Annotated in this window: 26 protein-coding genes; 14 read left to right on the top strand and 12 right to left on the bottom strand. The window is 53.0% G+C overall.

What is annotated here, in order from left to right; genetic code table 11:
- Position 1: 1 nt before the first annotated feature.
- Positions 2–1,039 (bottom strand): AAA family ATPase, encoded by a 1,038-nt coding sequence (locus CHB59_RS09325; protein ID WP_089375967.1) that lies wholly within the window; start codon positions 1,037–1,039, stop codon positions 2–4.
- A 215-nt stretch (positions 1,040–1,254) separates the two neighbouring features.
- Between CHB59_RS09325 and pdxR the strand changes: the two genes are divergently transcribed.
- On the top strand, positions 1,255–2,727 hold the full coding sequence (gene pdxR, locus CHB59_RS09320; protein WP_089375966.1) for a MocR-like pyridoxine biosynthesis transcription factor PdxR: 1,473 nt from the start codon (positions 1,255–1,257) through the stop codon (positions 2,725–2,727).
- A 22-nt stretch (positions 2,728–2,749) separates the two neighbouring features.
- On the opposite strand, the gene gloA is transcribed toward pdxR, so the two are convergent.
- The 6 genes from gloA to CHB59_RS09290 all read right to left on the bottom strand — a co-directional run bounded on the left by gloA (position 2,750) and on the right by CHB59_RS09290 (position 7,215).
- Positions 2,750–3,148 (bottom strand): lactoylglutathione lyase, encoded by a 399-nt coding sequence (gene gloA, locus CHB59_RS09315; protein ID WP_089375965.1) that lies wholly within the window; start codon positions 3,146–3,148, stop codon positions 2,750–2,752.
- A gap of 83 nt (positions 3,149–3,231) precedes the next feature.
- Complete coding sequence (locus CHB59_RS09310; protein WP_089375964.1) at positions 3,232–3,483, bottom strand: YfhL family 4Fe-4S dicluster ferredoxin; 252 nt, start codon at positions 3,481–3,483, stop codon at positions 3,232–3,234.
- A 10-nt stretch (positions 3,484–3,493) separates the two neighbouring features.
- Positions 3,494–3,982, bottom strand: coding sequence for a pantetheine-phosphate adenylyltransferase (coaD, locus tag CHB59_RS09305; RefSeq protein ID WP_245835107.1), 489 nt, complete (start codon positions 3,980–3,982; stop codon positions 3,494–3,496).
- A 45-nt stretch (positions 3,983–4,027) separates the two neighbouring features.
- Entirely contained in the window at positions 4,028–4,591 is a 564-nt protein-coding gene (gene rsmD / locus CHB59_RS09300) for a 16S rRNA (guanine(966)-N(2))-methyltransferase RsmD (protein WP_089375962.1), read from the bottom strand.
- Positions 4,578–5,906, bottom strand: coding sequence for a M16 family metallopeptidase (locus CHB59_RS09295; protein WP_089375961.1), 1,329 nt, complete (start codon positions 5,904–5,906; stop codon positions 4,578–4,580). Before CHB59_RS09295 ends, rsmD begins: the two co-directional genes overlap by 14 nt.
- Positions 5,896–7,215 carry a M16 family metallopeptidase gene (locus CHB59_RS09290; protein WP_089375960.1) on the bottom strand — a complete coding sequence of 440 codons (1,320 nt, stop codon included), beginning with the start codon at positions 7,213–7,215 and terminating at the stop codon, positions 5,896–5,898. Before CHB59_RS09290 ends, CHB59_RS09295 begins: the two co-directional genes overlap by 11 nt.
- Positions 7,216–7,544: 329 nt before the next feature.
- On the opposite strand from CHB59_RS09290, the gene ftsY reads away from it, so the two are divergent.
- From ftsY to CHB59_RS09270, 4 genes are read left to right on the top strand one after another with little or no spacing between them, the layout of a single operon-like run.
- On the top strand, positions 7,545–8,552 hold the full coding sequence (gene ftsY / locus CHB59_RS09285) for a signal recognition particle-docking protein FtsY (RefSeq protein ID WP_089375959.1): 1,008 nt from the start codon (positions 7,545–7,547) through the stop codon (positions 8,550–8,552).
- A gap of 15 nt (positions 8,553–8,567) precedes the next feature.
- Entirely contained in the window at positions 8,568–9,224 is a 657-nt protein-coding gene (gene ftsE, locus CHB59_RS09280; protein ID WP_089375958.1) for a cell division ATP-binding protein FtsE, read from the top strand.
- Positions 9,221–10,123, top strand: coding sequence for a permease-like cell division protein FtsX (ftsX, locus tag CHB59_RS09275; protein WP_089375957.1), 903 nt, complete (start codon positions 9,221–9,223; stop codon positions 10,121–10,123). Before ftsE ends, ftsX begins: the two co-directional genes overlap by 4 nt.
- A gap of 32 nt (positions 10,124–10,155) precedes the next feature.
- On the top strand, positions 10,156–11,211 hold the full coding sequence (locus CHB59_RS09270) for a hypothetical protein (RefSeq protein WP_089375956.1): 1,056 nt from the start codon (positions 10,156–10,158) through the stop codon (positions 11,209–11,211).
- A 64-nt stretch (positions 11,212–11,275) separates the two neighbouring features.
- Here the strand turns inward: CHB59_RS09270 and CHB59_RS09265 are convergent, their stop codons facing one another.
- The 4 genes from CHB59_RS09265 to CHB59_RS09250 form a co-directional block, all read right to left on the bottom strand.
- Entirely contained in the window at positions 11,276–11,719 is a 444-nt protein-coding gene (locus CHB59_RS09265; RefSeq protein WP_089375955.1) for a GNAT family N-acetyltransferase, read from the bottom strand.
- Positions 11,720–11,870: 151 nt separating this feature from the next.
- Positions 11,871–12,647 carry a ferredoxin--NADP reductase gene (locus CHB59_RS09260; RefSeq protein WP_089375954.1) on the bottom strand — a complete coding sequence of 259 codons (777 nt, stop codon included), beginning with the start codon at positions 12,645–12,647 and terminating at the stop codon, positions 11,871–11,873.
- Between the two features lie 40 nt (positions 12,648–12,687).
- On the bottom strand, positions 12,688–13,614 hold the full coding sequence (locus CHB59_RS09255) for an electron transfer flavoprotein subunit alpha/FixB family protein (protein ID WP_089375953.1): 927 nt from the start codon (positions 13,612–13,614) through the stop codon (positions 12,688–12,690).
- Entirely contained in the window at positions 13,614–14,360 is a 747-nt protein-coding gene (locus CHB59_RS09250; RefSeq protein ID WP_089375952.1) for an electron transfer flavoprotein subunit beta/FixA family protein, read from the bottom strand. Before CHB59_RS09250 ends, CHB59_RS09255 begins: the two co-directional genes overlap by 1 nt.
- 114 nt (positions 14,361–14,474) lie before the next feature.
- Here CHB59_RS09250 and CHB59_RS09245 point away from each other — a divergent pair, with 114 nt between their 5' ends.
- The 6 genes from CHB59_RS09245 (at position 14,475) to CHB59_RS09215 (ending at position 20,045) form a co-directional block, all read left to right on the top strand.
- Positions 14,475–15,401 carry a LysR family transcriptional regulator gene (locus CHB59_RS09245; RefSeq protein ID WP_089375951.1) on the top strand — a complete coding sequence of 309 codons (927 nt, stop codon included), beginning with the start codon at positions 14,475–14,477 and terminating at the stop codon, positions 15,399–15,401.
- 10 nt (positions 15,402–15,411) lie between these two features.
- Positions 15,412–17,061 carry an electron transfer flavoprotein-ubiquinone oxidoreductase gene (locus CHB59_RS09240; RefSeq protein ID WP_089375950.1) on the top strand — a complete coding sequence of 550 codons (1,650 nt, stop codon included), beginning with the start codon at positions 15,412–15,414 and terminating at the stop codon, positions 17,059–17,061.
- Between the two features lie 512 nt (positions 17,062–17,573).
- On the top strand, positions 17,574–18,098 hold the full coding sequence (locus tag CHB59_RS09230; protein WP_089375948.1) for a DUF2380 domain-containing protein: 525 nt from the start codon (positions 17,574–17,576) through the stop codon (positions 18,096–18,098).
- Between the two features lie 16 nt (positions 18,099–18,114).
- Positions 18,115–18,894, top strand: coding sequence for a hypothetical protein (locus CHB59_RS09225; protein ID WP_089375947.1), 780 nt, complete (start codon positions 18,115–18,117; stop codon positions 18,892–18,894).
- Between the two features lie 8 nt (positions 18,895–18,902).
- Positions 18,903–19,457 carry a TetR/AcrR family transcriptional regulator gene (locus tag CHB59_RS09220; RefSeq protein WP_089375946.1) on the top strand — a complete coding sequence of 185 codons (555 nt, stop codon included), beginning with the start codon at positions 18,903–18,905 and terminating at the stop codon, positions 19,455–19,457.
- Between the two features lie 108 nt (positions 19,458–19,565).
- A complete protein-coding gene (locus CHB59_RS09215; protein ID WP_089375945.1) occupies positions 19,566–20,045 on the top strand; it encodes a cupin domain-containing protein in 480 nt (159 codons plus the stop codon).
- 128 nt (positions 20,046–20,173) lie between these two features.
- Here CHB59_RS09215 and serA read toward each other — a convergent pair whose 3' ends face one another.
- The gene (gene serA, locus CHB59_RS09210) at positions 20,174–21,406 is read right to left on the bottom strand and encodes a phosphoglycerate dehydrogenase (RefSeq protein WP_089375944.1); all 1,233 of its coding nucleotides are present in this window, start codon (positions 21,404–21,406) and stop codon (positions 20,174–20,176) included.
- Between the two features lie 234 nt (positions 21,407–21,640).
- On the opposite strand from serA, the gene CHB59_RS09205 reads away from it, so the two are divergent.
- The 3 genes from CHB59_RS09205 to CHB59_RS09195 all read left to right on the top strand — a co-directional run bounded on the left by CHB59_RS09205 (position 21,641) and on the right by CHB59_RS09195 (position 25,499).
- The gene (locus CHB59_RS09205; protein ID WP_089375943.1) at positions 21,641–23,050 is read left to right on the top strand and encodes an FAD-binding oxidoreductase; all 1,410 of its coding nucleotides are present in this window, start codon (positions 21,641–21,643) and stop codon (positions 23,048–23,050) included.
- 431 nt (positions 23,051–23,481) lie between these two features.
- Entirely contained in the window at positions 23,482–23,952 is a 471-nt protein-coding gene (locus tag CHB59_RS09200) for a formate dehydrogenase subunit gamma (RefSeq protein ID WP_089375942.1), read from the top strand.
- Positions 23,949–25,499, top strand: coding sequence for a formate dehydrogenase beta subunit (locus CHB59_RS09195; protein ID WP_089375941.1), 1,551 nt, complete (start codon positions 23,949–23,951; stop codon positions 25,497–25,499). The genes CHB59_RS09200 and CHB59_RS09195 overlap by 4 nt, the downstream gene beginning before the upstream one ends.
- The last annotated feature ends 71 nt before the right edge of the window (positions 25,500–25,570 follow it).

Below are 25,570 nucleotides of genomic sequence, written 5' to 3'. Positions count from 1 at the left end.
CTCAGTGCTTGCCGGGCACTACAACGGTATTGATGATCTGCGCGGTCAACTCGCGGGCCAGTGCAGTACGCTTGGAGTCATACATAGGATTGAACACCAGGCGGTGCGCAATGATTTCATGGAATACCGCGTGAATATCCTCAGGCAGCAAGCTGTCACGCCCGTTAAGCCAGGCATTAACCCGTGATGCCTTCATCAGCATGCCCATACCGCGAGGGCTGGCGCCCGCCTGGACCAGGCGGGAAACTTCCACACCATCCAGCTTGATACCAAACCTGGCTGGTTCCTGCGTTGCCTCCCACAAATCCAGTGCATATTCTTCCAGGACAGGGCTGGAACGCACATGACGCTGTATGGTGTCGGAAAAGCTGTTGAGCTGGTCAAATTGCAGGATATGATCTTCAACCTGTTGTGTCAGCACTTCGGCATGCTGGAACTTGGTATCAAAAATCAGGGATTTCCTGTGCTCGCGGCTTTCCGGAATCTCAATGGGGATCTCCATCATGAAACGATCTCGTGCAGCAGAAGGAATTTCAAAGGTTTCGTTCTTTTCCACCTGGTTGCGGTCGGCAAACACCACCATATGTGGGAGGCGGTAATCTTTCTTGAATGCTTGCAGGTGACGTTCCGCCATCACACGCAACATCAAGGCATGCACCTGTGGGCGGGCCCGGTTGATTTCGTTGAAGAAAAACACCGACAGGTTCTCGCCAGCACGCAACAAAGGACCTTCGTCAATTTGCGGACGCCCTTCGGAATTGAGATAGGTGTGGTAGATGAGATCATTGGGCATCAAGTCAACCGTGCCCTCGATACGCTCATAGGCGCCTCCCATACCGCGAGTGATGGATTGCAACAAAGTGGTTTTACCTACACCCACCCCGCCTTCCAGCAGCACATGGCCGCGCGCGAAAATCGCGGTTGTCATCAAGCGTATCGCTTTTGTCTGGCCCACGATGATCTTGCCCACTTCGCTTTCCAGCTTAAGCGCCTTGGTACGCCAGTCCGCCAGCTCAATATCATAAGAAACTGTATTCATGCTTCTCCTCGCTTCATCCATGCGTCATAATGAAATTTAAACAACCGTATGTTTTTTATATATTTTTATTATTTACAACCTTAAGTGTTACCAATTGTAATAATTTGTTACTGGTATACATAAGTGCCAGAAAATTTATAATGCATGGTCCAGAATGAATTTTTCACATACAAAAAAATTAACAATTCCTTGAAAAGGTCAGCAAAGGAAAGGTCATGGTAAAACGCGTCAGGTTGTGGGATTTCAAATTCGAACTGGCCCCTGGCTCCAAACTGCCAGTCTTTATGCAGATCGTGCAGAAGATCATTGAGGAAATTCAGGCAGGCAGGCTGACACCATCCTCCCCTATGCCCAGTAGCCGGCAGCTCGCCAGCAACCTGGCAGTCAATCGCAAAACAGTCATCATGGCGTATGAGGAATTGATTGCCCAAGGCTGGCTTTCTTCCGCCGCCCGCAGCCAGACCTTTGTTTCCCCCAATCTGCCGGCTTCACCTCCCCATCCTGCGGCGACCAATGTCCGAAGCCATCCACTCTCCACATCAACCACAGTGGCATCCGCATTCGTGCTACCACAAGATGGCGTCATTCATTTCAGTGATGGCATGCCTGATACACGCCTGATTCCCAACAACATCATTGCCCGCGCCTTTCGCCACAGCCTGTTGCATGCCGACAAGAATCATTGCCTGACATATGGAGATCCCAAGGGCATGTACTCACTGAGAAGCTCGATTACGGATATGCTCAATATGGAACGCGGCCTGTACGTCACCCCGGACAATATATGCATTGTCCGAGGCAGTCAGATGGGGATTTTTCTTGCCGCCAGGGTGCTGGTACAGGCCGGTGATCATGTCGTCGTCGAGCACTTGACTTACCCTCCGGCGCGTGATGCCTTTCAATCCTGTGGCGCCAATATATTGACTGTCGGCCTGGATGAATATGGACTCAAGGTGGATGAACTGGAACAACTATGCCAGACCACCCCTATCCGCGCAGTCTACGTCACGCCTCACCACCAGTTCCCTACTACCGTCACCATGACCGCCGAGCGGCGGCTGAAACTGCTGATGCTGGCAGAAACCTATGATTTCCATATCATAGAAGATGACTACGACCATGAATTCCACTTCACCAACCATCCCATACTGCCACTGGCCAGCAACGACAAGCAGAAACGCGTCATCTACGTGGGCTCACTCTCCAAAGTGCTGGCCCCGGCATTACGGATTGGCTATCTCGTGACATCCAGTAGCCTGATAGAGCGATGCAGCCAGGAAATATTGCTGATCGACCGACAGGGAAATTCCGTGACCGAGCAGACAGTATCAGGGCTGATCAATAGTGGCGAACTGCGTCACCATATCCGTAAAACATTCAAGATTTATTCTGAACGCCGCCACAGCCTGGAAAATCTGATCAATGAACACCTAACGGCGTATATGGATTTCAGAATGCCGGTAGGAGGATTGGCATTCTGGGTTCTGCTTAAAAAGCAGAATCAGATGCAATCTCTGCTGGAAAAGTCAAAAATTAATAAGATAGGGCTACTGCCGGCTGCCAATTTTGCCATGGCTCAGCCAGCCCCAGCCGCTTTCCGGCTGGGCTTTGGCAATCTTGACCTGAACGAGATCGAGGAGGGTATCAAGCGCCTGAAACAGGCACTGGAAACAAGTTCCGATACCTAAACCTAGGAAAAGAACTTCACGGTCAGGCGGGCGTCCAGGTGCCTTGCTGTATGAACTCAACCTTATAGCCATCCGGGTCCTCAATAAAGGCAATGACAGTCGTGCCATGCATCATGGGGCCAGCTTCGCGTACCACCTTGCCCCCTGCCTGCTTGACTGCCTCACAGGCAGCATAGGCATCCTCCACCTCAATGGCGATATGTCCATAGGCATTGCCTTTGTCATAACTGGCCGTGTCCCAGTTATGCGTAAGCTCGATCACAGCCTGCTCACTTTCGCTGCCATAGCCTACAAATGCCAATGTGAACTTGCCTTCCGGGTACTCGTGACGCCGCAGTAATTTCATGCCCAGCACATTGGTATAAAATGCCAGTGACTTTTCCAGATCGCCAACTCTCAACATGGTATGCAATATGCGCACAAACGACTCCTTAACACCATAATGAAAAATTCATTATAACCGCCAGAATTTCTCTTGGCCGCCATACTCGATGACTGCAAAAATTACTTCACCAACATAATCTGCAGATATTTCTGATAGAGCTGGTCATGACTCTCCACTCTGTCAGGGTCATGCGGGATGCAAGCAACCGGGCAAACGTCCTGACATTGCGGGTTGTTGAAATGACCGACACATTCGGTACATAAGCCAGGATTGATCTGGTAGATTTCCTCGCCCTGGTAAATCGCGCCATTAGGACATTCAGGCTCGCAGACATCGCAGTTGATGCATTCATCCGTGATCATCAAGGCCATGCTGAGCTCCTTACTCCCGGCCCAACTTGCGTGCGATGCTGGCCTGCACCAAAGGAGAGACAAACTGGCTGACATCCCCTTCCAGCTGCGCAATTTCCCGCACCAGGCTGGCAGAGACAAACATGTATTGCTCCGCCGGTGTGAGGAAAATGGTTTCCATCTCGGGAAATAACTGGCGATTCATGCCAGCAAGCTGGAATTCGTATTCAAAGTCCGATACTGCGCGCAAACCACGCACCACTGCGCGTGCGCCCTGCTCACGTACAAACTGCATCAGCAATCCTGAGAAACCCAGCACTTCGACATTAGGACAATCAGACAAAACGCTGGACGCCAGCTCGACGCGCTCCTCCAGTGAGAACATCGGGTGCTTGCCCGGACTCCTGGCAACCGCCACAATCACATGATCGAACAGGCCTGCAGCCCTGCGCACGATGTCCTCATGCCCACGCGTGATAGGGTCGAAGGTACCCGGATATACAACTTTCAACTTGCTCAAATGAAGAATCCCTGAAAAGCAGCACACAGGCATGCTGCGGCTGGCTTACTGATCAATTGGTAATATATCTGCCAATTTTAACAGGTGATAACAAACATTGCCTGCCTTGCCGTGCTTGATCACTTGCCATGAAGCATCATTGCCGAGCACAAACTCAGCCTCGACATAGACCACTCCGTCTTCGGCAAGGTGGCTGGAAAGCAGTGGCAACAGTCTGGGCAACCAACCTTGCTGATAGGGAGGATCAAGAAATATCACATCAAAGCGCTCATGGCTCTGCGCCAGAAACTGCATGGCATCCTGTTGCAGCACTGTTGCCTGGCCAGCCTTGAGCAAGGCCTGGTTCTGCTGCAGGGAACGGGCCGCTACTGCAGACTTTTCCACCAGCACCACTGCACTCGCACCACGCGACAATGCCTCAAACCCCATTGCACCCGTACCGGCAAACAGATCCAGGCAGCGGCGACCATGCATATCCTGCCCCAGCCAGTTGAACACGGTCTGGCGCACCCGATCCGGTGTCGGGCGCAAACCAGGTACATCAGGAAAACTCAACAGGCGGCTGCGCCATTCACCGCCGCTGATACGCACACGATTACTTGCTGCCACCGACCACCACCGTCACCATTTTATCCGGGTCTATGCGCCGGCTGAATGCATCCTGGATCTGGGCTGTCGTCACAGCTTCCACTTTGCTGTTGAACTCATCCAGATAGTTGAGCGGCAGTTTATAGAAGCCAATCACGGCAAGATAATCGAGAATTTTGCTGTTACTGTCTATACGCAAGGGAAAGCCGCCAATAATGTTCTGCTTGGCAGCCTTGAGCTCTGCCTCAGTCACGCCCTTGCTGATGAAATTACGTAAGGTTTCGCGCACCAGCTTCAATGCATCTTCCGCCTGGTCACGCTTGGTCTGCAGACCAACCTGGAATGGCCCCAGCTCCTGCAAGGGCAGGAAATAACTGTAAACACTGTATACCAGGCCGCGTTTCTCGCGCACCTCCTCTGTCAGGCGTGAGACGAAACCTCCCCCACCCAGAATGTAATTGCCGACATACAATGCAAAGTAATCTGCATCACCACGCTTGGAGCCCGGATAACCCAGCAGGATATGCGACTGGCTGGCCGGATGCGGAATACGCCGCTCCACTGCAGCCTGCGGATAACTGACAGCAGGCAAGCTACCAGCAGCCGGGCCATCCGGCAAACCGGAAGATATGCGTTCGGCAATGGCTTTTGCCTGTTCCGGCGTCATATCTCCCATCAAGGCAATCACGGCATTCCTGGCACCATAGTACTGTTGATAGAATTGCTGCAGGTTCGAGCGCTGCAGCGCCCCCACTGATTCAGGCTGTCCATCTTCCTCGACAGCATACGGGTGATTGCCATACAAAGCCTTCATGAATGCCTTGTTGGCAATGCTTTCCGGCTGGGTTGCAGCCTCTTTGAGGCCTGCGATGATACGCGCCTTCTCACGCGCCAGCACGGCATCGGGAAAATCCGGCTTATGCAGGATATTGGTATAAATATCCAGTGCAGCCTGCTGTTCACGTGCGCTGCTCAGCGTCCGCAGCTTGATCGCCGCACGGTCAGCATCAAGCTCACCGCCAAGAACAGCACCTACATCAGCCAATCCATTGGAAATCTGCTGATCGGTCAGGCTACCCGCCCCCAATGTCATGAGGTAACGGGCAACTCCCGCCAGGCCGGATTTCTCGCCATCGCGTGCGCTGCCAGCCGCAAAATTGGTACTGATATCGATAATAGGCAGATCGTGATTTTCAACAAAATATACGGCAGATCCCTTGCTGGTCTGCCAGTGCTGAATATTCAGCGCTGCCTGTGCCTGTACGGCAATCACCACGCCAGCTACAACGGCCACTGCCTGTGCTGCGCGCCGGATCACGGAATGTTTAATGCTCATGGGGCTTACCTTTTGGTTTTGCATTGGGGTCTATAGGTTGCGGGTCAAGAACTGCCACAGTCAGGCTATCCCTGACCAGATACTTGCGCGCAACCTCCTGCACCTGCTCTGAGGTTACTGCTTGCAACCGGGCTGGATAGCTTTCCAGCGTACGCCACGAAAAGCCCGTTGTTTCCAGGCGCCCTATCCGCATGGCCTGATAGAACACAGAATCCCGCTGGTAAACATCAGCGGCGATGACCTGCGCCTTGACTCGCTGCAATTCCTCATCCGTCACACCCTGCTGCTTGATCTGCTCCAACTCGTTCCATAAAGCAGCTTCCAGCTCAGCCACGGTCTTGCCCTCACTCGGCGTACCTTCCAGCTCAAACAGTCCTACCTGCCCGCGCTGTATCAGGTCATACCCAGCCCCCACATCCACGGCTAGCTGTTGCTGTCGCACCAAATGCTGGTTGAGGCGTGCAGAGGCATTGCCATCCAGTACGCCGGCAAGTATTTCCAGCGCATAAGGCTCCCAGTCCTTTTCTGCATCGCGCAATACCGGCACATGGAACCCCATGCGCACATAAGGTAGCTCTGCCGGCACCTTGACCACAGTGCGACGTTCCCCGATCTGTGTAGGCTCAAGCTGCGGTTTTCGTGCAGGCAAGGCATGTGGCTTGATCACGCCAAAATGCTGCTTGGCCAGTTTCAGCACATCTTCCGGCTCGACATCTCCCGCCACAACCAGAACGGCATTACTGGGGGTATACCAGGTCTGGTACCACTCCCGCGCATCCTCCACCGTCATGTTTTCCAGGTCATTCATCCAGCCGACAATCGGCCTTTTGTAAGGATGTGCCTGGAAAGCCACCGCATTGAACTGCTCGTTGAGCATACCCTGTGGCTTGTCATCCGTACGCCAGCGCCGCTCCTCCATCACCACCTTGATTTCCTTGGAAAATTCCTCTTTGGTCAGTTGCAGGTTGGCCATCCGGTCAGCTTCCAGCTTGATCGCCAGCGGCAACTGGGATTTCTCCAGTTGCTGGTAATACGCAGTGTAATCCGTGCCGGTAAACGCATTTTCGCGCCCGCCCGCAGCAGCAATCAACCGGGAGAACTGGCCCGGAGGAACAGTCTTCGTGCCCTTGAACATCATATGCTCCAGCACATGCGCCACCCCGGTCTTGCCATTGACTTCATCCATGCTGCCAGCGCGATACCAGACTTGCGAAACCACCACAGGCGCACGATGATCCTCCTGCACAATGACGCGCATGCCATTATCCAATTTGAACTCATGTATCGTGGCAGCCTGCGCCCCTGGCATGGCTGCCAGTGCAGCGCAACAAGCCACCAACAGCGTGGTACTTAGTCGTTTCCTGTCAGCCCTTGGCCAACGTTTCAATTCTTCCAACACCTTGCAATTCTCCTATTAGGCGTACTGCCGCATTATAGCGACACTTGTTGATGCACGTATCTGGCAAAACCCCTTATCGTGGCCGTTGCTTACGGCCTTATTCATCCACAATTCCGCTCAGACCCGTCCGTCGCCTGATAAGTTCGTATCTTCACTGTTGCTCAAAATGTCACAGCGCAGTAGGTTATAAGCGCCTTGTTTTGCTTTAGAATAAGCAATTCACCGTAAGCACGATACTCATGTTCGATTTTTTCAAGAAAAAACCTGCCGATCCACCTCCAGCGCCGGAAGTGGCAGAACCAGTACCAGCGGCTCCCGTGGTCACGCAGGAAAAACCCACGCTGAGCTGGACTGAGCGACTCAAGCGTGGCCTGGCCAAAACACGCAGCCAGCTTGGTGCCCAACTCGCCGCCCTGTTCGGTGGCGGCAAAATTGACGAGGATGTCTATGAAGAGCTGGAAACCATCCTCCTGACTTCAGATGTGGGGATTGCGGCAACACAAGCCTTGCTGGAACAGATACGCACTCGCGTCAAGCGCCAGAACCTCAGCGACACCACACAACTCAAGGAAGCACTCAAGCAATCCCTGCTGGAGTTGCTCGCCCCGTTGGAGCAACCCCTGGACATTTCCAGGGCCAATCCCTACGTGATCATGCTGGCCGGCGTCAATGGCGCAGGCAAGACCACCACCATCGGCAAACTGGCGAACCTGTTCCAGGCCCAGGGAAAATCCGTACTGATTGCAGCAGGCGACACTTTCCGCGCTGCGGCCCGTGAGCAATTACAAGTCTGGGGTGCGCGCAACAATGTCCATGTGGTCGCCCAGGAAAGCGGTGATCCCGCCGCCGTCATTTTTGATGCCGTCAACTCGGCCCGGGCAAAAGGGATTGATATTGTGCTGGCCGACACTGCCGGGCGGCTGCCGACACAGCTCAACCTGATGGAGGAAATCCGCAAGGTACAGCGCGTGATTGGCAAGGCCATGCCTGAGGCACCCCATGAAATACTGCTGGTACTGGATGCCAACACAGGCCAGAACGCAGTCACCCAGGTCAAGGCTTTTGATGATGCGCTGGGCGTCACCGGCCTGGTTTTGAGCAAACTGGATGGCACAGCCAAGGGAGGTGTAATCGCCGCCATTGCACAATCCCGCCCGATTCCCATCCGCTTCATCGGCGTGGGCGAATCCATAGACGATCTGCGTCCATTCAGGGCAAGTGAATTTGTTGATGCATTATTTGAGTAAAGGGGCATTGCGCGCATGATACGTTTTGATCAGGTCAATAAACGTTACCCTGGTAGCGATGAAATTCTGCGCGATGTTTCCCTTGAAATTGCTGGCGGCGAACTGGTATTCGTCACCGGGCATTCCGGCGCCGGTAAAAGTACATTGCTCAAACTCATGGCCGGCATTGAACGCCCCAGCAGCGGCACAGTGTTGATCGGCAACCAGAATATCAGCAAACTGCGCTCCCGCATGCTGCCTTACCTCAGGCGGAAATTCGGCCTGATCTTCCAGGACCACAAACTGCTGTACGACCGCAATTGCTTCGAGAATGTCGCTCTGCCGCTCTATATCAATGGCATCACCGGACATGAAGCCGGCAGGCGCATACGCGCGGCCCTGGACAAAGTCGGCCTGCTCAACAAAGAAAAATCCATGCCCATCACCCTGTCCGGCGGCGAGCAACAACGCCTGGCAATTGCCCGGGCAGTGGTCAGCCGGCCGGCCATCCTCATTGCAGATGAGCCCACAGGCAATCTGGATGAAGCCTATGCAAAAGACATCATGCGCTTATTCCATGCATTCCAGCAGGTAGGCGTCACCGTCATCATCGCAACCCATGATGCGCACGGGATACAGAACATTCCAGCCAAATTGCTGCATCTTGACCATGGAAAGCTCACCATATCATGAAACATTGGATCAACCAGCACATCCTGGTGTGGCGTCTTCTTCTCGCGCGCATCTTCCGCAACAAGCTGTCCACCCTGATGATCTGGGGTGTCATTGGCACCGCCCTGAGCCTGCCCACAATCCTCTACATCGTGATCGACAACCTCAACCAACTGGCTGGGCAAGTCAAAAATGAACCGCAGATCAGCGTATTCATGAAACTGGATGCCACACCTGCCACAATCAACGCCTTCCGCAAGAAACTGGACCAGCACCCGGACATTGCCCACCAGCAATTTGTCAGCAAGGAATCTGCCTGGCAGGAGATGCAGGACCTGAGCCAGGGCATCGCCAGCAAACTGGATAGCAACCCGCTGCCCGACGCCTTTTTCATTGAGCCCAAGGACCTCGCTCCTGAAACCATCATGAAAATCCAGCACGAAATCTCGAGCTGGCCAGGTGTGGAACACGTACTTGCAGATGCAGACTGGGCCAAACGCCTGTATGCCATCCTGCAACTGGGGAAGAAAGCCGTCCTGATCATTTCCGGGCTGCTGGGTTTTGCACTGATTGCCGTCATTGGCAATACCATACGCCTGCAGATTGCCACCCAGCGTGAAGAAATCGAAGTCAGCAAACTGATAGGCGCCACAGATGGCTTTATCCGCCGACCTTTCCTTTACGCAGGCGCTCTGTATGGTTTTGGCGGCAGTTTGGCAGCCCTGGTCATTGCCAATACCATCCTGACCATCTTTAACCACTCAGTAACAGACCTGGCAGAACTTTATGGCAGCAGCTTCATCTTAACCTTACCGAGCTGGGAAGCCAGCCTGGGAGTCGTCATCTGCGCCGTTGTCCTGAGCTGGCTGGGTTCCTACATTGCAGTCAACCGCTCGCTGGCGCAACTGAAACTTCATTAAACCCAAAATAAAGAGTGCTGGACTAATCAACTGTGGCTGTTTCGCGCCTGTTACGTCATTTTATTGCCTCCATTGCAAGCCGCCTGGGCATGATACGACCGCAACCGCCCACATCCGGCCTGCCCTGGCAGACACCGCTGCAGCGTGAACATTACATTGAATTCCGCATCAGCCGCCGCACGCTGTATGCTGTCATTTTCTCGCTTATCCTGCACCTGGTCCTGTTCTTTGGTTTCATCATGCCCACCCTGGATCAAGGAGAAGCAGCAGATCAGGACGGTGGTCAGAAAGAGCTGGTAGTCAGCCTGGCACAACCTGAGAAAAAACCGCAGCCGGAAATGGCACCTCCACCCACTGCAGCCCCACCAACACCTGCTCCCGAGCCCACACCGCGCAAAACGCCCAAACGGCCACGCCAGCCCAGCAAGCCAGCGCCCAAGGTCATCACCGGCAAGGACAAGCCTGTGCCGCAACCGGTGGAGCGCCCTGCGCCAGCACCCAAGCCAGTGCAAGCTCCACCACGTCCGCAAGAGCCTGATCCATCGCAATACGCAGACATGTCTTCCTACATGAATGCCGTGCGCGAATATCGCAGCGCGACTGACAACAACTATGCTGCCATGATGGAAAACCAGCGCGCCCAGCGCGAATCCGGCAGCCGCTCACAGTCGGACGAAGAAAAACGCGACGAAACCATCAAGAAGAACCTTTCTTCCGGTGCCAGCGGCGTCTTCCGCATCCTCAGCATGAGCAACTACACGTCCACCTTCGAATTCCGCGGCTGGATCAACGACTTCAGCACCGCCAAACGCGAGGTATTCCAGATCGAAGCCAAGGCAGGCGAAGATATCCAGCGCGCCACCGTGCGCAAAATGATAGAACTGATACGCCGCCACTACTCGGGCGACTTCAACTGGGAATCAAGGCAAATGGGCCGTGTCGTCACATTGTCTGCCCGCATGGAAGACAATGCCGGCCTGGAAGACTTCCTGATCAAGGAATTCTTCGGTGATGGCAACGACGTGCGTTACCTCGACTCCCAACGCCGCAGGCCGCCGCCTGGGCCGCCTCGGTATCCGGTACCATAAAATCTAGCTTCGGCTCAGCTATAAGGACTTGCGTGTGCTTGAGTGCAGCTAAATAATTGTACAGTCATGCCTCAAGAATGATTGCCCAGCGCTCATGGTCGCGCCACTCTCCATCAACCTTGAGATATCTAGGCGAATAACCTTCCTTGGAAAAACCACAAGACTGCACCAACGCAACTGACGCTAAATTATCAGGTTGAATATTGGCCTCAAGCCGATGGAGCGCCAAGGCCTGACTTGCTTGCTCCATCGCGACCAGCAGGCCTTCACGCATCAGCCCCCGTCGCTCATATCCGGTAAATACATAGTAACCAAGATATGCACTACAGAACGCCCCCATAATGATATTAGTAACATTGACAACACCAATGATGGCATGGGTAGAAGCTTCACAAATCAAGTAAGCCACATTGTTTTGTGCCTGCATTCTTTCAAGGTAAAGCGCAAACAACTCTTCGGTGTCAGGAGGACAGACCCAAGGAGTGTGTATAGCACGACTATGACGCACCTTCTCAAGAAACTCAGCTTGATCAAGAAGTGCTGGCTACTCGTTTACTCATCTATTCGCTCCAGATATTGCTTTCTCTGATACTCAATAAAAAAGCTGACATATCGCTATGTCAGCTTTTTTACGTCAAACACTAACTAATACTAAAAATTTACTTCTCGGCAAACGCCCGTTCGATCACGTAATCTGCCACATCGCCAATACGCTCGGAAATCTTGAGTCCTGCGTCATCAAGTACCTTGCAGGTGTCGATCAGCATTTGTGGGCTACCGCAAAGCATGGCGCGGTCAGTTTCGGGATTGAGCGGCGGCAGGCCGATGTCCTGGAACAGCTTGCCGTTTTCCATGAGGTCGGTCAGGCGGCCCTGGTTGCGGAATTCTTCACGTGTCACGGTGGGGTAGTAGATCAACTGGTTCTTGATCTGCTCGCCGAAGAATTCATTTTCCGGCAGTTCCTTGGTGATGAATTCTTCATACGCCAGGTCGTTCACATGCCGCACACCGTGAACCAGGATGACTTTCTCGAAGCGCTCGTAGATTTCAGGGTCCTGGATCAGGCAAATGAAAGGTGCAAGGCCAGTACCGGTAGATAGCAGGTAGAGATGCTTGCCTGGCTTCAAGTCGGACAGCAACAATGTGCCGGTTGGCTTGCGGCTTACCAACAAATCATCACCTACCTTCAAATGCTGCAGGCGTGAGGTCAACGGGCCATTTGGCACCTTGATGCTGAAAAACTCAAGGTTTTCGGCATAGTTGGCACTGGCGATACTATACGCACGCATCAACGGCTTGCCCTCAACCTGCAGGCCTATCATCACGAACTGGCCATTCTCAAAACGCAGCGCCTCATTGCGGGTAGTAGTGAAGCTGAACAGGCTATCGTTCCAATGCCTGACACTCAGCACTTTTTCGGTATTAAATGCACTCATTTAGATTCAATTCTCTTTAAAAATTTTTAGGTATCTACTATTAGCTCAGGGCCTTGGTCAGCTCAGGCACTGCATCAAACAGGTTGGCCACCAAGCCGTAATCGGCATATTGGAATATCGGGGCGTCCGGATCATGATTGATTGCAACAATGATCTTGCTGTCCTTCATGCCTGCCAAATGCTGCATCGCGCCGGAAATACCGATGGCGAAATAAAGCTCTGGCGCCACAATCGTGCCGGTCTGGCCAACCTGGATATCGTTGGGTGCAAAGCCGGCATCCACAGCAGCGCGGGTTGCACCCAGTGCTGCGCCGAAATGATGTGCCAATGGCTCAAGCAGCTCGTCAAAACGCTCTGCCAGGCTACGTCCGCCAGACACAACTACCCGTGCGGAAGATAATTCAGGACGGTCAGAAACCGTTTTGTCTTCCCTGATCCAGCGGCTCAATCCGGCACTGGCTGGCACATTGACTGCTGCCACTTCCGCGCTGGCACCGCCAGCAGCAGCGGCAAATGAAGTAGCACGCACGGTCACGACCTGGATCGCATCGCTGCTTTCAACAGTAGTCAGGACGTTACCTGCATAGATTGGACGTACATAGGTGGCTGGTGCCGTGATGCTGATGGCATCAGACACCATGGCAACATCCAGCAGGGCCGCCACTCGGGGCAATACGCTCTTGCTGAAGGCTGTATGTGCAGACAGGATCACTTTGTAATCAGTACCCAGTTGCACCAGCAAAGCTGCCACATCCTCAGCCAGGGGGTGTTCGAATTGTGCAGCATCCGCATGCAGCACCTTGGCGACACCGGCAATACCGGCTGCCTCACTGGCAAGATCGGTACTATTGGATCCTGTCACCAGCAGGTGAACAGGAAGTTGCCATGCACCAGCTGCAGTGACAGCCTGGCGTGTGGATTGCTTGATATGTTTGCCGTCATGTTCGGCGAGAATCAGGATACTCATTACAGGACTTCCGCAAGACGTAGTTTTTCAACAAGTTCAGCCACATTCGCCACCTTAATACCAGGTTTGCGAGGCTCAGGATCAGCCACTTTCAGCTGTTTGAGGCGAGGATTGAAATCAACACCCAGATCATCAGCCTTGATGGTTTCGACAGGTTTCTTCTTTGCCATCATCAGGTTGGGCAGCTTGATAAAACGCGGCTCATTCAGTCGCAGGTCAGTGGTCACCACAGCCGGCAGCTTGAGGGCGACTACATCAGTACCGCCATCAATTTCGCGCGTTACTTCAATTTCATCACCCTTGATGTCAATGATAGAGGCAAATGTCCCCTGGCCAACATTGACCAGTGCAGCAAGCATCTGACCGGTTTGTCCCAGATCATCATCAATAGCCTGCTTGCCCAGGATAATCAGGCCAGGTTGCTCACGCTCGACCACAGACTTCAACAGCTTGGCAACACCCAGAGGCTGCATTTCTGCCTCGGTCTCGATCAGGATGGCCTTATCCGCGCCCATCGCCAATGCATGGCGCAGACTGTCCTGACTATTGGCCTTGCCTATGGTTACGGCAATCACTTCGGTCGCAACACCGCGCTCCTTGAGACGCACAGCTTCTTCCACAGCAATTTCGTCAAACGGGTTGATACTGAGCTTGACGCCTGCGATATCAACATCAGAACCATCAGGCTTCACACGTGGCTTGATGTTGTAATCAACCACATGTTTGACAGCAACTAAAACTTTCATATTCGCGATCCCACTCCATAATTTGCCGCATATTTTAATCGGCGGTAAAATATCTGTTAAATCAATTATTACTATATCACATATCTACCACATCGATATGAGAATCATTCTCAGGTGAAGCATACATTACGACAACTGGAAGTATTTGTTGCCATTGCACGCCTGGAGAATGTGTCCCGCGCGGCTGAGGCATTGTCCCTGTCGCAGTCTGCTGCGAGCACTGCACTTGCCGAACTGGAACGACAGTTTGACTGCAAACTGTTTGACCGCATGGGTAAAGTGCTGAAACTCAACGAACTCGGACGCAGTCTGCTGCCCATGGCTGCCGCCCTGCTTGATCGAGCCGCTGAAATAGAGAGTATTTTACAGGGAAAATCCGCCTTTGGCTTGCTAAAAGTAGGCGCTACATTGACGATAGGCAACTACCTCGCTGCCCTGTTCATAGGCTCTTTCATGAGGCAGCACAAGGATTGCCAGGTGCAGTTGCATGTACAGAATACAAATTCAGTCATGCACCAGGTCGCCCAGTATGACCTGGATATCGGCCTGATTGAAGGTGACTGCCATCATCCCGAGCTGGAAGTTGAACCCTGGATAGAGGATGAACTCACTGTTTTCTGCACTCCCCAGCATCCTCTTGCGCAGAAGAAAAACGCAACATTGCATGATCTGCTGCAGGAAAACTGGATATTGAGGGAAGATGGTTCCGGCACCCGGGAAACTTTTGATCATGCGTTGAGGCATCATCATACCCAGCTCAATGTCAGGCTGGTGCTGGAGCATACTGAAGCCATCAAGCGCGCAGTGGAGTCCGGACTCGGGCTTGGCTGCATCTCGCGACTGGCGCTCAAGGATGATATTGCCCGCGGCAACCTGGTGGCAATCGAAACTCCGGAACTGGACCTGAAACGCCAGTTCATGTTTGTCTGGCACAAGAAAAAGTACCAGACGACTGCCGTGCGTGAATTCCTGAATCACTGTCGCTCGTTGACGCATAATGTGCAGCGCAGCGATGAAATCAACATACCGTATATTCCATGAAAGTTTTAGCATGCAACGCGATGTAATGAATTATGACGTACTGATCGTAGGTGCAGGGCCAGCTGGCCTGTCTGCAGCGATCCGTGTCAAACAGCTGGCCCAGGAGCAAGAGCGCGAAATCAGCGTATGCGTCCTGGAGAAAGGCGCAGAAGTCGGCGCGCACATTTTTTCCGGCGCCGTCATCGACCCGATCGCACTCAATGAGCTGATTCCAGACTGGAAAGAAAAAGGTGCTCCCCTCAATACGCCGGTCACAGATGATCACTTTCTGGTATTGAGTAAGGAAAAGAGCTTCACACTGCCGACCAAACTCATGCCACCACTCATGAACAATCACGGCAACTATATTGTCAGCCTGGGCGATGTCTGCCGCTGGCTGGGTGAACAGGCAGAAGCCCTGGGCGTGGAAATTTATCCAGGCTTCAGCGCTGCCGAGGTGATCTACGACGAAGCAGGCGTAGTGCAAGGTGTCATTACTGGGGATATGGGGCGCGATAAGGAAGGCAACGAGAAACCTGGTTTTGCTCTGGGCATGGAACTTCGCGCGCACTACACCTTGTTCGCCGAAGGCGCGCGCGGCTCACTTACCAAGGACCTGACCGAACACTTCCAGCTCCGCGCGCAATCCGAGCCACAGAAGTTCGGCATTGGCTTCAAGGAGGTTTGGCAGATCGAAGCGGAAAAATCCAAACCTGGGCTGGTGCAGCACTCACAAGGCTGGCCGTTGAACAATAGTACCGGGGGCGGCTCATTCATTTACCACCTCAAGGAAAACGCCGTCGCCATCGGCTTTGTGGTGCACCTCAACTACAGCAACCCTCACTTGAGCCCGTTCGAGGAATTCCAGCGCTTCAAGACACACCCTGCCATCCGTCCATTATTGGAAGGCGGCAAGCGTTTGAGCTATGGCGCCCGCGCCTTGACCGAAGGCGGCCTGCAATCCATCCCACGCCTGGCCTTCCCTGGCGGTTTGCTGATCGGGTGCACTGCCGGGTTCATGAATGTGCCGCGTATCAAAGGTTCACACAATGCCATGAAGTCGGGCATGCTCGCGGCAGAGGCCGTGGTGGAAGCTCTGGCGCAAGAAATATTCGGCGCCACATTGGAAAGCTACCCGGAAAAAATCCGCAATTCATGGATATGGAAAGACTTACAGGCAGTGCGCAATGTCAAGCCGGCCCTATCCCGCCTAGGTAATATCCTCGGCAGCATTTATGGCGGCATGGAAATGTGGCTGGCCTCATTCGGCATCACTACTCCATGGACACTATCCCATGGCAAAGCCGATCACGAATGCCTCAAGCCGGCAGCAAGCACCCCAAGCATTGCCTATCCCAAGCCGGATGGTGTCGTGAGCTTTGACAGACTCTCCTCAGTCTATCTCACCAATGTCATGCATGAAGAAGACCAGCCTTGCCACTTGGTGTTGCGCGACCAGAGCATCCCGATCGACATCAACCTGCCACAGTACGATGCACCGGAACAACGCTATTGCCCTGCTGGAGTGTATGAAATCGTCACGACCGAGGGCAATCAGCGGTTGCAGATCAATGCCTCCAATTGTATTCACTGCAAAACCTGCGATATCAAGGATCCACTGCAGAATATCAACTGGCGCACACCAGAAGGTGGTGGTGGCCCAACCTACATAGGAATGTAGCTTATCCCCGCCAGGGTAAGCAGACTACACGACATCCGTGAATGTCGCTGGTTGCCCTGGCTTTGCAGGACCTGACACCAAATCGTACCGACACGATTTCAGCTCATGTCCGTATGGGCCGGGCCAGGTACCTGCTGCATTATTCTGCCAGCATAGACTGCACTCCCAACCATAGTGATAGCCTTATCGCAGCACCAGGATACTCGGCTTCATTGACGGCCTTTTCAGCCCAGATGCCTGGACAGCTTTGATTGATTTACCGCTTGCTCCATTCACGTGTCACCTACCTAGCAATAAAGTAAAAGCTAGTGCTTCCAGACTCAAGGCAATCCATGCGCCACACGGTATCCGACAACACACCATCCCCATCTCACCTTTTAAATTTTTCCTACCCACTATCCATATTGAATACTACTTTGCAAACATTTTTAAAAAGTGTACTATAAAGTACATATTAATACTAAACAGTTTAGTATTGTGTTTGCATCATTTTGTTTGATCACGGAGAACCAATGCACCAACTGTTGCAATCACTGAAAGCACTCCTGCTCTTAGGGGTTCTCATTTCATCAGCAGCCAACGCTAACCCCAGCATCATCGTCCTGGCTTTTGAACTGAATGACATGACCGACCTGCCCAATGCCCCTGAAGAACTCCAGCGCATCGCCTTGCTCTCGACCACATTTAAGGAAAGCTTGAAGAATCAGGGAGTCAATGTGATACCTGTAGACACGAAAGTACAAGCAGAAATTGAGAAACACTCCCCCACTTATCTTTACGATAATGTGGGCACCGCCATCGAGCTCAATAAAGAAATGGGAGCTGACTACCTAGTCATAGGCGTAGCACTCAAACCTACCTATTTGTTTGTCTATCCCCGGCTGATCATCGTCGATATCAATACTCAGACTGTGGTGATGTCCAACTCCGCACAACTCGAAAGTTCATGGACAGATGAGCGCACCACCATACGCACCGCTGAGAAGCTAGCCCAGGTAGTGAAGCAGCGCTTAGATGCGCTTCATGCTAAAAATTAGTATTGGATAACGCCACATGATGGAATGCCTCAATAGTGCCTGGCTGATTCGCATGATAGAGCAGGCTGGCCCTCAACCTAGCGCCAAGATGCTCGCCTTGTACAGCTTGCTGGAAACCTGGCTGCAGGCGCCAGGTGTACGCACAGCGGTCTGCCAGGCACACGCCAACAACCTGAATCTATTGGATGCCTGTCCAGTACTCACTGCCCATCTGCTCACATTAGCCACCGTGGCCAAACTGCAGCATCCTCCCGTTGTCGTACACCAGATGATGATCCTGCTACAAGGTGCTATCGCAGAGGAGTTACGCAATCCCGGAATGGGTGCGCTACGCGCTGCACAAAGTGCAGCCAGCGCAGTCATTACGCAAGCAAAGCCTTCCAGAGTAACAAGACTAAATCAAGCCATACGCACTAGCGGTTATGCAGCAGCAGGCCTGTCCACCGTGATATTGGCAGTGTATTTCTGGCCTAATAATCAGCCACAAGCCACCCACCATGCTCAGCAGGATGCCGGCTACGAACTCGCCACCACAAGCATAGCGCCGGACTTGCTGCTCAAGGCGTTTGCCTTGCGCAAAAGCATGGAAACTGGCATCTGCCCTACCCCCAATTTCTTTAGCATGCCCAAGGAACAGATACCGGTCTACCTAGAGGTAGTGCATTCTAGGTTATCCAACAACCCTAATATCGATAACCAGAAACTGGCCAATTTCTTGTCCTGGTATGAACAACAACGTGCCTGGGAGTGCTATCCCAAAGCCCAGATCAAGCAACGATTTATCTCAAGGATATAAGGATTTATATGTCATCCAGAATGCGCGATTACATTCTTGAAGCCGCGGCCGATCTTTTCTCGCGTCAAGGCTTCAACTCCACCAGCGTAGACAACATTGCCGCCCAGGCACAGGTCGCCAAGGTCACGCTCTACAAATACTTCAAATCCAAGGAGTTGCTGATCATTGAGCATCTCCGTGAGCAGGATACCAAGCTCTGGAAGAAACTTTCCGCATCATCGCAACAGGAAAATGCGCTGGCTGAGCTAGAGTCTTTAGTGCAGCAACTACTGGATGTCATTGCCGATAAGAATTTCAAGGGTTTTGCTTCATTGAATGCCGAGGTTGAATTTCCACAGTGCGATAACCCGGTCAATCAGACTGCAAAAGAATTCTCCAGACAGTTACGCGAGCAGATTGCCAGCCTGGCGACACGTGCCGGCATCAAGCAAGCAGAAGTACTAGCCCTGCAGCTGGCCTTGGTGATAGAAGGTGCCTCGATCACAGGCCGCCAGCAACCAGGCAGTCCATCTATTCAGCACGCGCAAGATCTGGTGCAGACATTGATCAAGTCCGCTCAATAACAAAGGGAGGAGCTCAAGACCAAATGTATTATTTCTAGCTTCATTCGTTATTGTAAAAACTGTTTAGTACACGTAAAGCGTGCATTCATCAAATAGAGGAGAGTGGCAATGAAATCCATATTCATCACCCTGTGTCTTGCATTGACAACCCTGAGCGCACAAGCTGAGGATCAGATAGAGCGTATGACGGCAGACAAGATGCAGTCTTACAAAGTGGCTAATATCAACTGGAAAGACGAACCCCTTCTGCCCAAAGGTGCCAAGAGCGCCCTGATTCTTGGCGACCCATCCAAGCCAGGGGTATTTATCGCCTGGCTGAAATTCCCTCCAAATTACCCTATACCAGCACATACCCACCCCTATACCGAAGTCATTACCGTGCTCAAGGGCAAACTTGGCAATGGTATGGGCGAAGTCCTGGACAAGAATAAGGGTGAAACCCTAAAGGTAGGAGAAAGCTTTGTGTTGCCCGCCAGCCATGCGCATTACGTATGGACCGAAAAAGAGGAAACCATCGTGGAACTGATTGCCACAGGGCCTTGGGACATTAGTTACTCCAACCCCAAGGATGATCCGAGAAAGAAATAAACTACAGGTGTAGTATTTGACACGGTTTAATTAAAAACCCCTTCATTCTGGCAACCAGAATGAAGGGGCATCCAATAAAGCAGTGCTGCAAACTGTTTTACAGCGAAGTAGCGCTTGAAACCCTGTGCCTAGTACAGCACACGGGTACGCAATGTTCCCTCAACTGTCTGCAATGCCTCAATCGCTGCATCGGAGGCTGAAGCTTCGACATCCATGATCATGTAGCCAATATCGCCCCTGGTCATCATGCTTTGCGCCGCGATGTTGATGTTGTTGCGCGCAAACAGGCTGTTCACGGCAGATAGTACGCCCGGCACGTTGCGGTGGATATGCAACAGGCGGTGGGTGCCCGGTTGTTGTGGAATGGCCACTTCCGGGAAGTTCACTGCGGTGATGGTGGAACCGGCATCGGAATAACGCACGAATTTCTCGCCGACTTCAATACCGATATTGGCTTGCGCTTCCTGCGTCGAACCGCCGATATGTGGAGTGAGGATGACATTTTCAAAGGCACGCAACGGTGATTGGAATTCCTCGTCATTGCTCTTAGGCTCAGCCGGGAACACGTCTACCGCAGCCCCTGCGAGGTGCCTGGACTCGATCACCTTTGCCAGTGCATCAATATCCACACAAGTGCCACGGGCAGCATTGATGAAAATGCTGCCCTGCTTCATCTGCGCAAACTGCTCAGCACGCATCATGTTCTTGGTGGAAGGCAGTTCCGGCACATGCAGGGATACGACATCCGCCTGCGACAGCAATTCCTCCATGGAGCCGACCTGGCGCGCATTGCCCAATGGCAGCTTGGCGATCACGTCGAAGTAGATCACTTTCATGCCCAGGCTTTCTGCCAGCACGGACAATTGCGAACCGATAGAGCCATAACCCACGATGCCCAAGGTCTTGCCACGTGCCTCGTAAGATCCTTCCGCCGATTTCGTCCAACCGCCCTTGTGCACCAATGCATTCTTCTCGGGAATACCGCGCAACAAGAGAATAGTCTGCGCCAGGACCAGCTCTGCCACGGAGCGTGTATTGGAGTAAGGTGCATTGAAAACAGGGATCCCGCGTTCCAGAGCGCCTTCCAGGTCCACCTGGTTGGTGCCGATGCAAAAACAACCAATGGCAGTCAGTTTATTGGCTGCATCCAGCACACAGCTGGTGATCTGTGTGCGTGAGCGGATACCGATAAAGTGCACATCCTTGATTGCTTCTACCAGCACATCCTCATCCAGGGCGGTCTTGCGATAGTCAATATTGTGATAGCCAGCCGCATTCAGTACGTCAACTGCATTCTGGTGCACACCCTCAAGCAGCAAAAAACGAATCTTATCTTTTGGCAGGGAAAGTTGTTGGGTCATTACAGCTCCGAAAAAGACCGAAAATCAATGATCGTAGCACACCGGATCGCTTATTAAACCCCGATTAAATCAGGGGTACCGCACCGATAGCGCAATCTAGTATGCTACTCCATAAAACTGAGATTAGGAATCAATATCAATTCAAAAACTGCTAAAATCAGGGCAGTCGGTCATTTGACCATTGATTCTTTACGCATTGAATATTCAATGCCACTTTGCACAGGTAAATGTTTGATGAATGCTCGCACCAGCCTCCCCTCCGCATTATTGGAACAATTGCAGTCCATTGTCGGTGAACAACGCGTCAAGACAGATGACGATAGCCTCCAGACCTGGGGCCTGGACTGGACCAAGCACTTTGAACCGCAGCCTTCCGTCATCGTCTTCCCTGGCACGACTGAAGAAGTGCAGGCAATTGTCAAACTGGCGAATGAACACCAGATTCCAGTCACCCCCAGCGGCGGGCGCACCGGGCTTTCTGCAGGTGCAGTCGCTGCCAATGGTGAAATCGTCATCAGCCTGGATCGCATGAATAAAGTACTGGACTTCCTGCCAGCCGACCGCCTGGTGCGTATCCAGTCCGGCGTCGTCACTGAGCAGTTGCAGCAATATGCAGAACAACAAGGGCTCTACTACCCTGTGGATTTTGCCGCAGCAGGTTCCAGCCAGATGGGCGGCAATATCGGTACCAATGCTGGCGGCATCAAAGTCATTCACTACGGCATGACACGCGAATGGGTGCTGGGCCTCACTGTCGTCACCGGCAAGGGCGATATCCTGCATCTCAACAAGGGTATGATCAAGAACGCCACTGGCTACGCGTTGCACCAATTATTCATCGGCTCCGAGGGCACGTTGGGCATCGTCACCGAAGCCGAGATCAAGCTCACGCGCGCGCCGCAAGACCTCAAGGTACTGGTGTTGAGCGTGCCCGACTTCTCCGCCGTGATGCCTATCCTGCATGCCTTCCAGCAACGCATAGACCTCACCGCCTTCGAATTCTTCAACCAGGTAGCGCTGGAGAAAGTGCTGGCTCATGGGCACGCACAGCGTCCTTTTGAAACCGAGTCGCCACTTTATGTATTACTGGAATTCGAGGGCCGCTTTGAAGCCGTGGTCGACGACGCCATGCAGATATTCGAGCATTGCATGGAACAAGGCTGGATCCTCGATGGTGTCATGAGCCAGTCACAGGCCCAAGCCCAGGCACTATGGCATTTGCGTGAAGGCATCTCCGAGACCATTGCGCCATTCACGCCATACAAGAACGACATCTCAGTGCTGATCACCCACGTGCCAGCCTTTATTGCCGACGTCGATGCCATCGTAGCTGCCAACTATCCCGACTTCGAAGTCTGCTGGTTCGGACATATCGGCGATGGCAACCTGCATCTCAACATCCTCAAGCCAGCCAACCTGACCAAGGACGAATTCTTTGAGAAATGCAAGGTGGTCAACCAGTTTGTATTTGAAACCGTGCAGAAATACAACGGCTCGATTTCCGCCGAACACGGCGTAGGGATGACCAAGAAAGACTACCTGGCCTACACCCGCGACGTGGTCGAGATCGGCTATATGCGCGAGTTGAAGAAGATATTCGACCCAAACGGCATCATGAACCCGGGCAAGATTTTCGACCTGTAATAAAAGCTGCTGCATTACCGGTTGCTCCCGGCATACAGTACTGGGAGCAGCCGTAAGAACCATCAGCCTGACTTCCCCATCCAGCAGACTGACCTGTAGTACACTTTCCCTCTAGCAATTTCAAACCATTACAGCGTTCTACTGTCTCACATTCAAGAACAGGGATAACGCCGCCTTGGCATTTGATTCAGAGACCGTTATTTACAGCCACAAATAGCCATTTTTTCATGGTGGTTTTTATTCCCTGCCTGTGTACAATTCGGTATATAGTTCGTACTATAAGCAAAGCAAGCATCACAATAACGAAGTCTGTAGTTAGAACCTGTTCAAGGTCTTTTGGGATACGTTGATCCGGCAAGATATGGCTTGAAAACGCGCCCGCTCCGCATTGCAGCTCTTGAACAGATTCTTGTGGATTCGAGGAGAAAGTAATGCATGACCAGATGGCACGCATTGAATCGCACATCGAATCACATCAACACATGGCTGGTGCGTTAATGCCCTTGTTGCATGCGATTCAGGACGATTTAGGCTATATCCCGGAAGAGTGCTATGGCGTGATTGCCAAGGCGCTTAACCTATCTGTCGCAGAAATCCATGGTGTGGTGACGTTTTATCATCATTTCCGCTCTCACCCGCCAGGCAGGCATGTCCTGCAGGTATGCCGCGCCGAATCATGCCAGGCCATGGGCTGTGGCGCACTGGAAACCCACGTAAAATCCTCGCTGGGGATCGATTACCATGAGACCACCAGCGACGGCAGCATCACGCTGGAACCTGTTTACTGCCTAGGCAACTGCGCCTGCTCTCCCACCATCATGCTCGACGACGAAGTCTATGGTCGCGTCAGCCCGCAACAAGTCGAATCCCTGCTCGCCAACGCACGAAGGGAAAATCCATGAATACCATTTATATTCCCCGTGACTCCAGCGCCCTTTCACTGGGTGCCAACCTGGTGGCGACAGCCATCGCCAGGGAAGCTGAATCCCGCCACATCCCGCTTGAAATCGTACGCAACGGTTCGCGTGGCATGTTCTGGCTCGAGCCATTGGTCGAGGTTGCGACAGATACAGGGCGCATCGCCTACGGCCCTGTCACGCCTGACCAGGTGGCATCCCTGTTTGACGCAGGATTTCTCGGTGGTGGACAGCACGCACTGAACCTGGGGCTGACAGACGAATTGCCCTGGATGAAGCAGCAGGAACGCCTGACCTTTGCCCGTGTCGGCATTACCGACCCGGTTTCGCTGCAGGATTACATTGCCCATGACGGTTACAAAGGACTGCGCAACGCGATTGGCATGGCACCACAAGACATTGTGCAGCAGGTCACGGACTCCGGCCTGCGTGGGCGTGGTGGTGCCGCGTTCCCGACCGGCATCAAGTGGAAGACGGTGCTGGAAGCACCAGCCGAGCAAAAATATATTGTCTGCAACGCAGACGAAGGCGACTCGGGCACCTTCTCTGATCGCATGATCATGGAAGGCGACCCATTTGTCCTGATCGAGGGCATGACAATCGCAGGCATTGCCGTTGGCGCCACGCAAGGTTATATCTATGTACGCTCGGAATACCCCCACTCAATCGTCACTCTCAACCTGGCGATCAAGAGCGCCTATGAGGCCGGTTATCTCGGGCGGGAAATTCTCGGCAGTCGGCATGATTTCTATCTGGAAGTGCGCCGCGCCGCAGGCGCTTATGTCTGCGGCGAGGAAACCGCCCTGCTGGAAAGCCTGGAAGGCAAGCGCGGACTGGTGCGTTTTAAGCCACCGCTACCAGCCATTTCCGGCTTGTTCGGCAAACCAACCATCATCAACAACGTCATCTCCCTTGCCACAGTGCCTATCATCATGGACAAGGGCAGTGTGTATTACCGCGATTACGGCATGGGCCGCTCCCGCGGCACGCTGCCGATCCAGCTTGCTGGCAATATCAAGCATGGCGGACTGGTGGAAAAAGCATTCGGTGTGACGTTGCGGGAACTGTTATACGACTATGGTGGCGGTTCAGCATCCGGCAGGCCAATCAAGGCCGTGCAGGTAGGCGGCCCATTGGGTGCCTACCTGCCTGAATCCCAGTTTGATACCCCGCTGGATTACGAGGAATTCAGCAAACTCTGGGCTGTATTGGGCCATGGTGGCATTGTCGTCTTTGACGATACTGTGGATATGGCGCACATGGCCCGCTACGCATTCGAGTTCTGCGCCATTGAGTCTTGTGGCAAATGCACACCCTGCCGCATCGGTTCCACGCGCGGTGTCGAAGTCATGGACAAGATCATGACCGGAACGGATCACGCCAAGCACATCGCGCTGGTGCGTGATCTCAGCGATACCATGCTGAACGGTTCACTTTGCGCACTTGGCGGCATGACCCCTTACCCGGTCCTGAGCGCGCTCAATCATTTTCCTGAGGATTTCGGTATCCATAAAAAGGAACAGGTGGCATGAAATAGGCAATGCAAACTGCAAGGTATCCGCACCACACCCAATAAAAACAGCGGACCTTGTTTAGAGGAAGC

The organism is Methylobacillus rhizosphaerae (assembly GCF_900187985.1).
Lineage (GTDB): Bacteria > Pseudomonadota > Gammaproteobacteria > Burkholderiales > Methylophilaceae > Methylobacillus > Methylobacillus rhizosphaerae.
The sequence above is the reverse complement of the archived record's forward strand: the minus strand, read 5'-3'. Positions and strand labels throughout refer to the sequence as shown.

Coding starts and splice junctions, on each gene's coding strand:
- CHB59_RS09325 (WP_089375967.1), bottom strand. CDS start 1,039: ATGAATACAGTTTCTTATGATATTGAGCTGGCGGACTGGCGTACCAAG.
- pdxR (WP_089375966.1), top strand. CDS start 1,255: ATGGTAAAACGCGTCAGGTTGTGGGATTTCAAATTCGAACTGGCCCCT.
- CHB59_RS09310 (WP_089375964.1), bottom strand. CDS start 3,483: ATGGCCTTGATGATCACGGATGAATGCATCAACTGCGATGTCTGCGAG.
- CHB59_RS09295 (WP_089375961.1), bottom strand. CDS start 5,906: ATGAGCATTAAACATTCCGTGATCCGGCGCGCAGCACAGGCAGTGGCC.
- CHB59_RS09290 (WP_089375960.1), bottom strand. CDS start 7,215: ATGCCAGGGGCGCAGGCTGCCACGATACATGAGTTCAAATTGGATAAT.
- ftsY (WP_089375959.1), top strand. CDS start 7,545: ATGTTCGATTTTTTCAAGAAAAAACCTGCCGATCCACCTCCAGCGCCG.
- ftsE (WP_089375958.1), top strand. CDS start 8,568: ATGATACGTTTTGATCAGGTCAATAAACGTTACCCTGGTAGCGATGAA.
- ftsX (WP_089375957.1), top strand. CDS start 9,221: ATGAAACATTGGATCAACCAGCACATCCTGGTGTGGCGTCTTCTTCTC.
- CHB59_RS09260 (WP_089375954.1), bottom strand. CDS start 12,647: ATGAGTGCATTTAATACCGAAAAAGTGCTGAGTGTCAGGCATTGGAAC.
- CHB59_RS09255 (WP_089375953.1), bottom strand. CDS start 13,614: ATGAGTATCCTGATTCTCGCCGAACATGACGGCAAACATATCAAGCAA.
- CHB59_RS09250 (WP_089375952.1), bottom strand. CDS start 14,360: ATGAAAGTTTTAGTTGCTGTCAAACATGTGGTTGATTACAACATCAAG.
- CHB59_RS09240 (WP_089375950.1), top strand. CDS start 15,412: ATGCAACGCGATGTAATGAATTATGACGTACTGATCGTAGGTGCAGGG.
- CHB59_RS09230 (WP_089375948.1), top strand. CDS start 17,574: ATGCACCAACTGTTGCAATCACTGAAAGCACTCCTGCTCTTAGGGGTT.
- CHB59_RS09225 (WP_089375947.1), top strand. CDS start 18,115: ATGATGGAATGCCTCAATAGTGCCTGGCTGATTCGCATGATAGAGCAG.
- CHB59_RS09220 (WP_089375946.1), top strand. CDS start 18,903: ATGTCATCCAGAATGCGCGATTACATTCTTGAAGCCGCGGCCGATCTT.
- CHB59_RS09215 (WP_089375945.1), top strand. CDS start 19,566: ATGAAATCCATATTCATCACCCTGTGTCTTGCATTGACAACCCTGAGC.
- serA (WP_089375944.1), bottom strand. CDS start 21,406: ATGACCCAACAACTTTCCCTGCCAAAAGATAAGATTCGTTTTTTGCTG.
- CHB59_RS09205 (WP_089375943.1), top strand. CDS start 21,641: ATGAATGCTCGCACCAGCCTCCCCTCCGCATTATTGGAACAATTGCAG.
- CHB59_RS09200 (WP_089375942.1), top strand. CDS start 23,482: ATGCATGACCAGATGGCACGCATTGAATCGCACATCGAATCACATCAA.
- CHB59_RS09195 (WP_089375941.1), top strand. CDS start 23,949: ATGAATACCATTTATATTCCCCGTGACTCCAGCGCCCTTTCACTGGGT.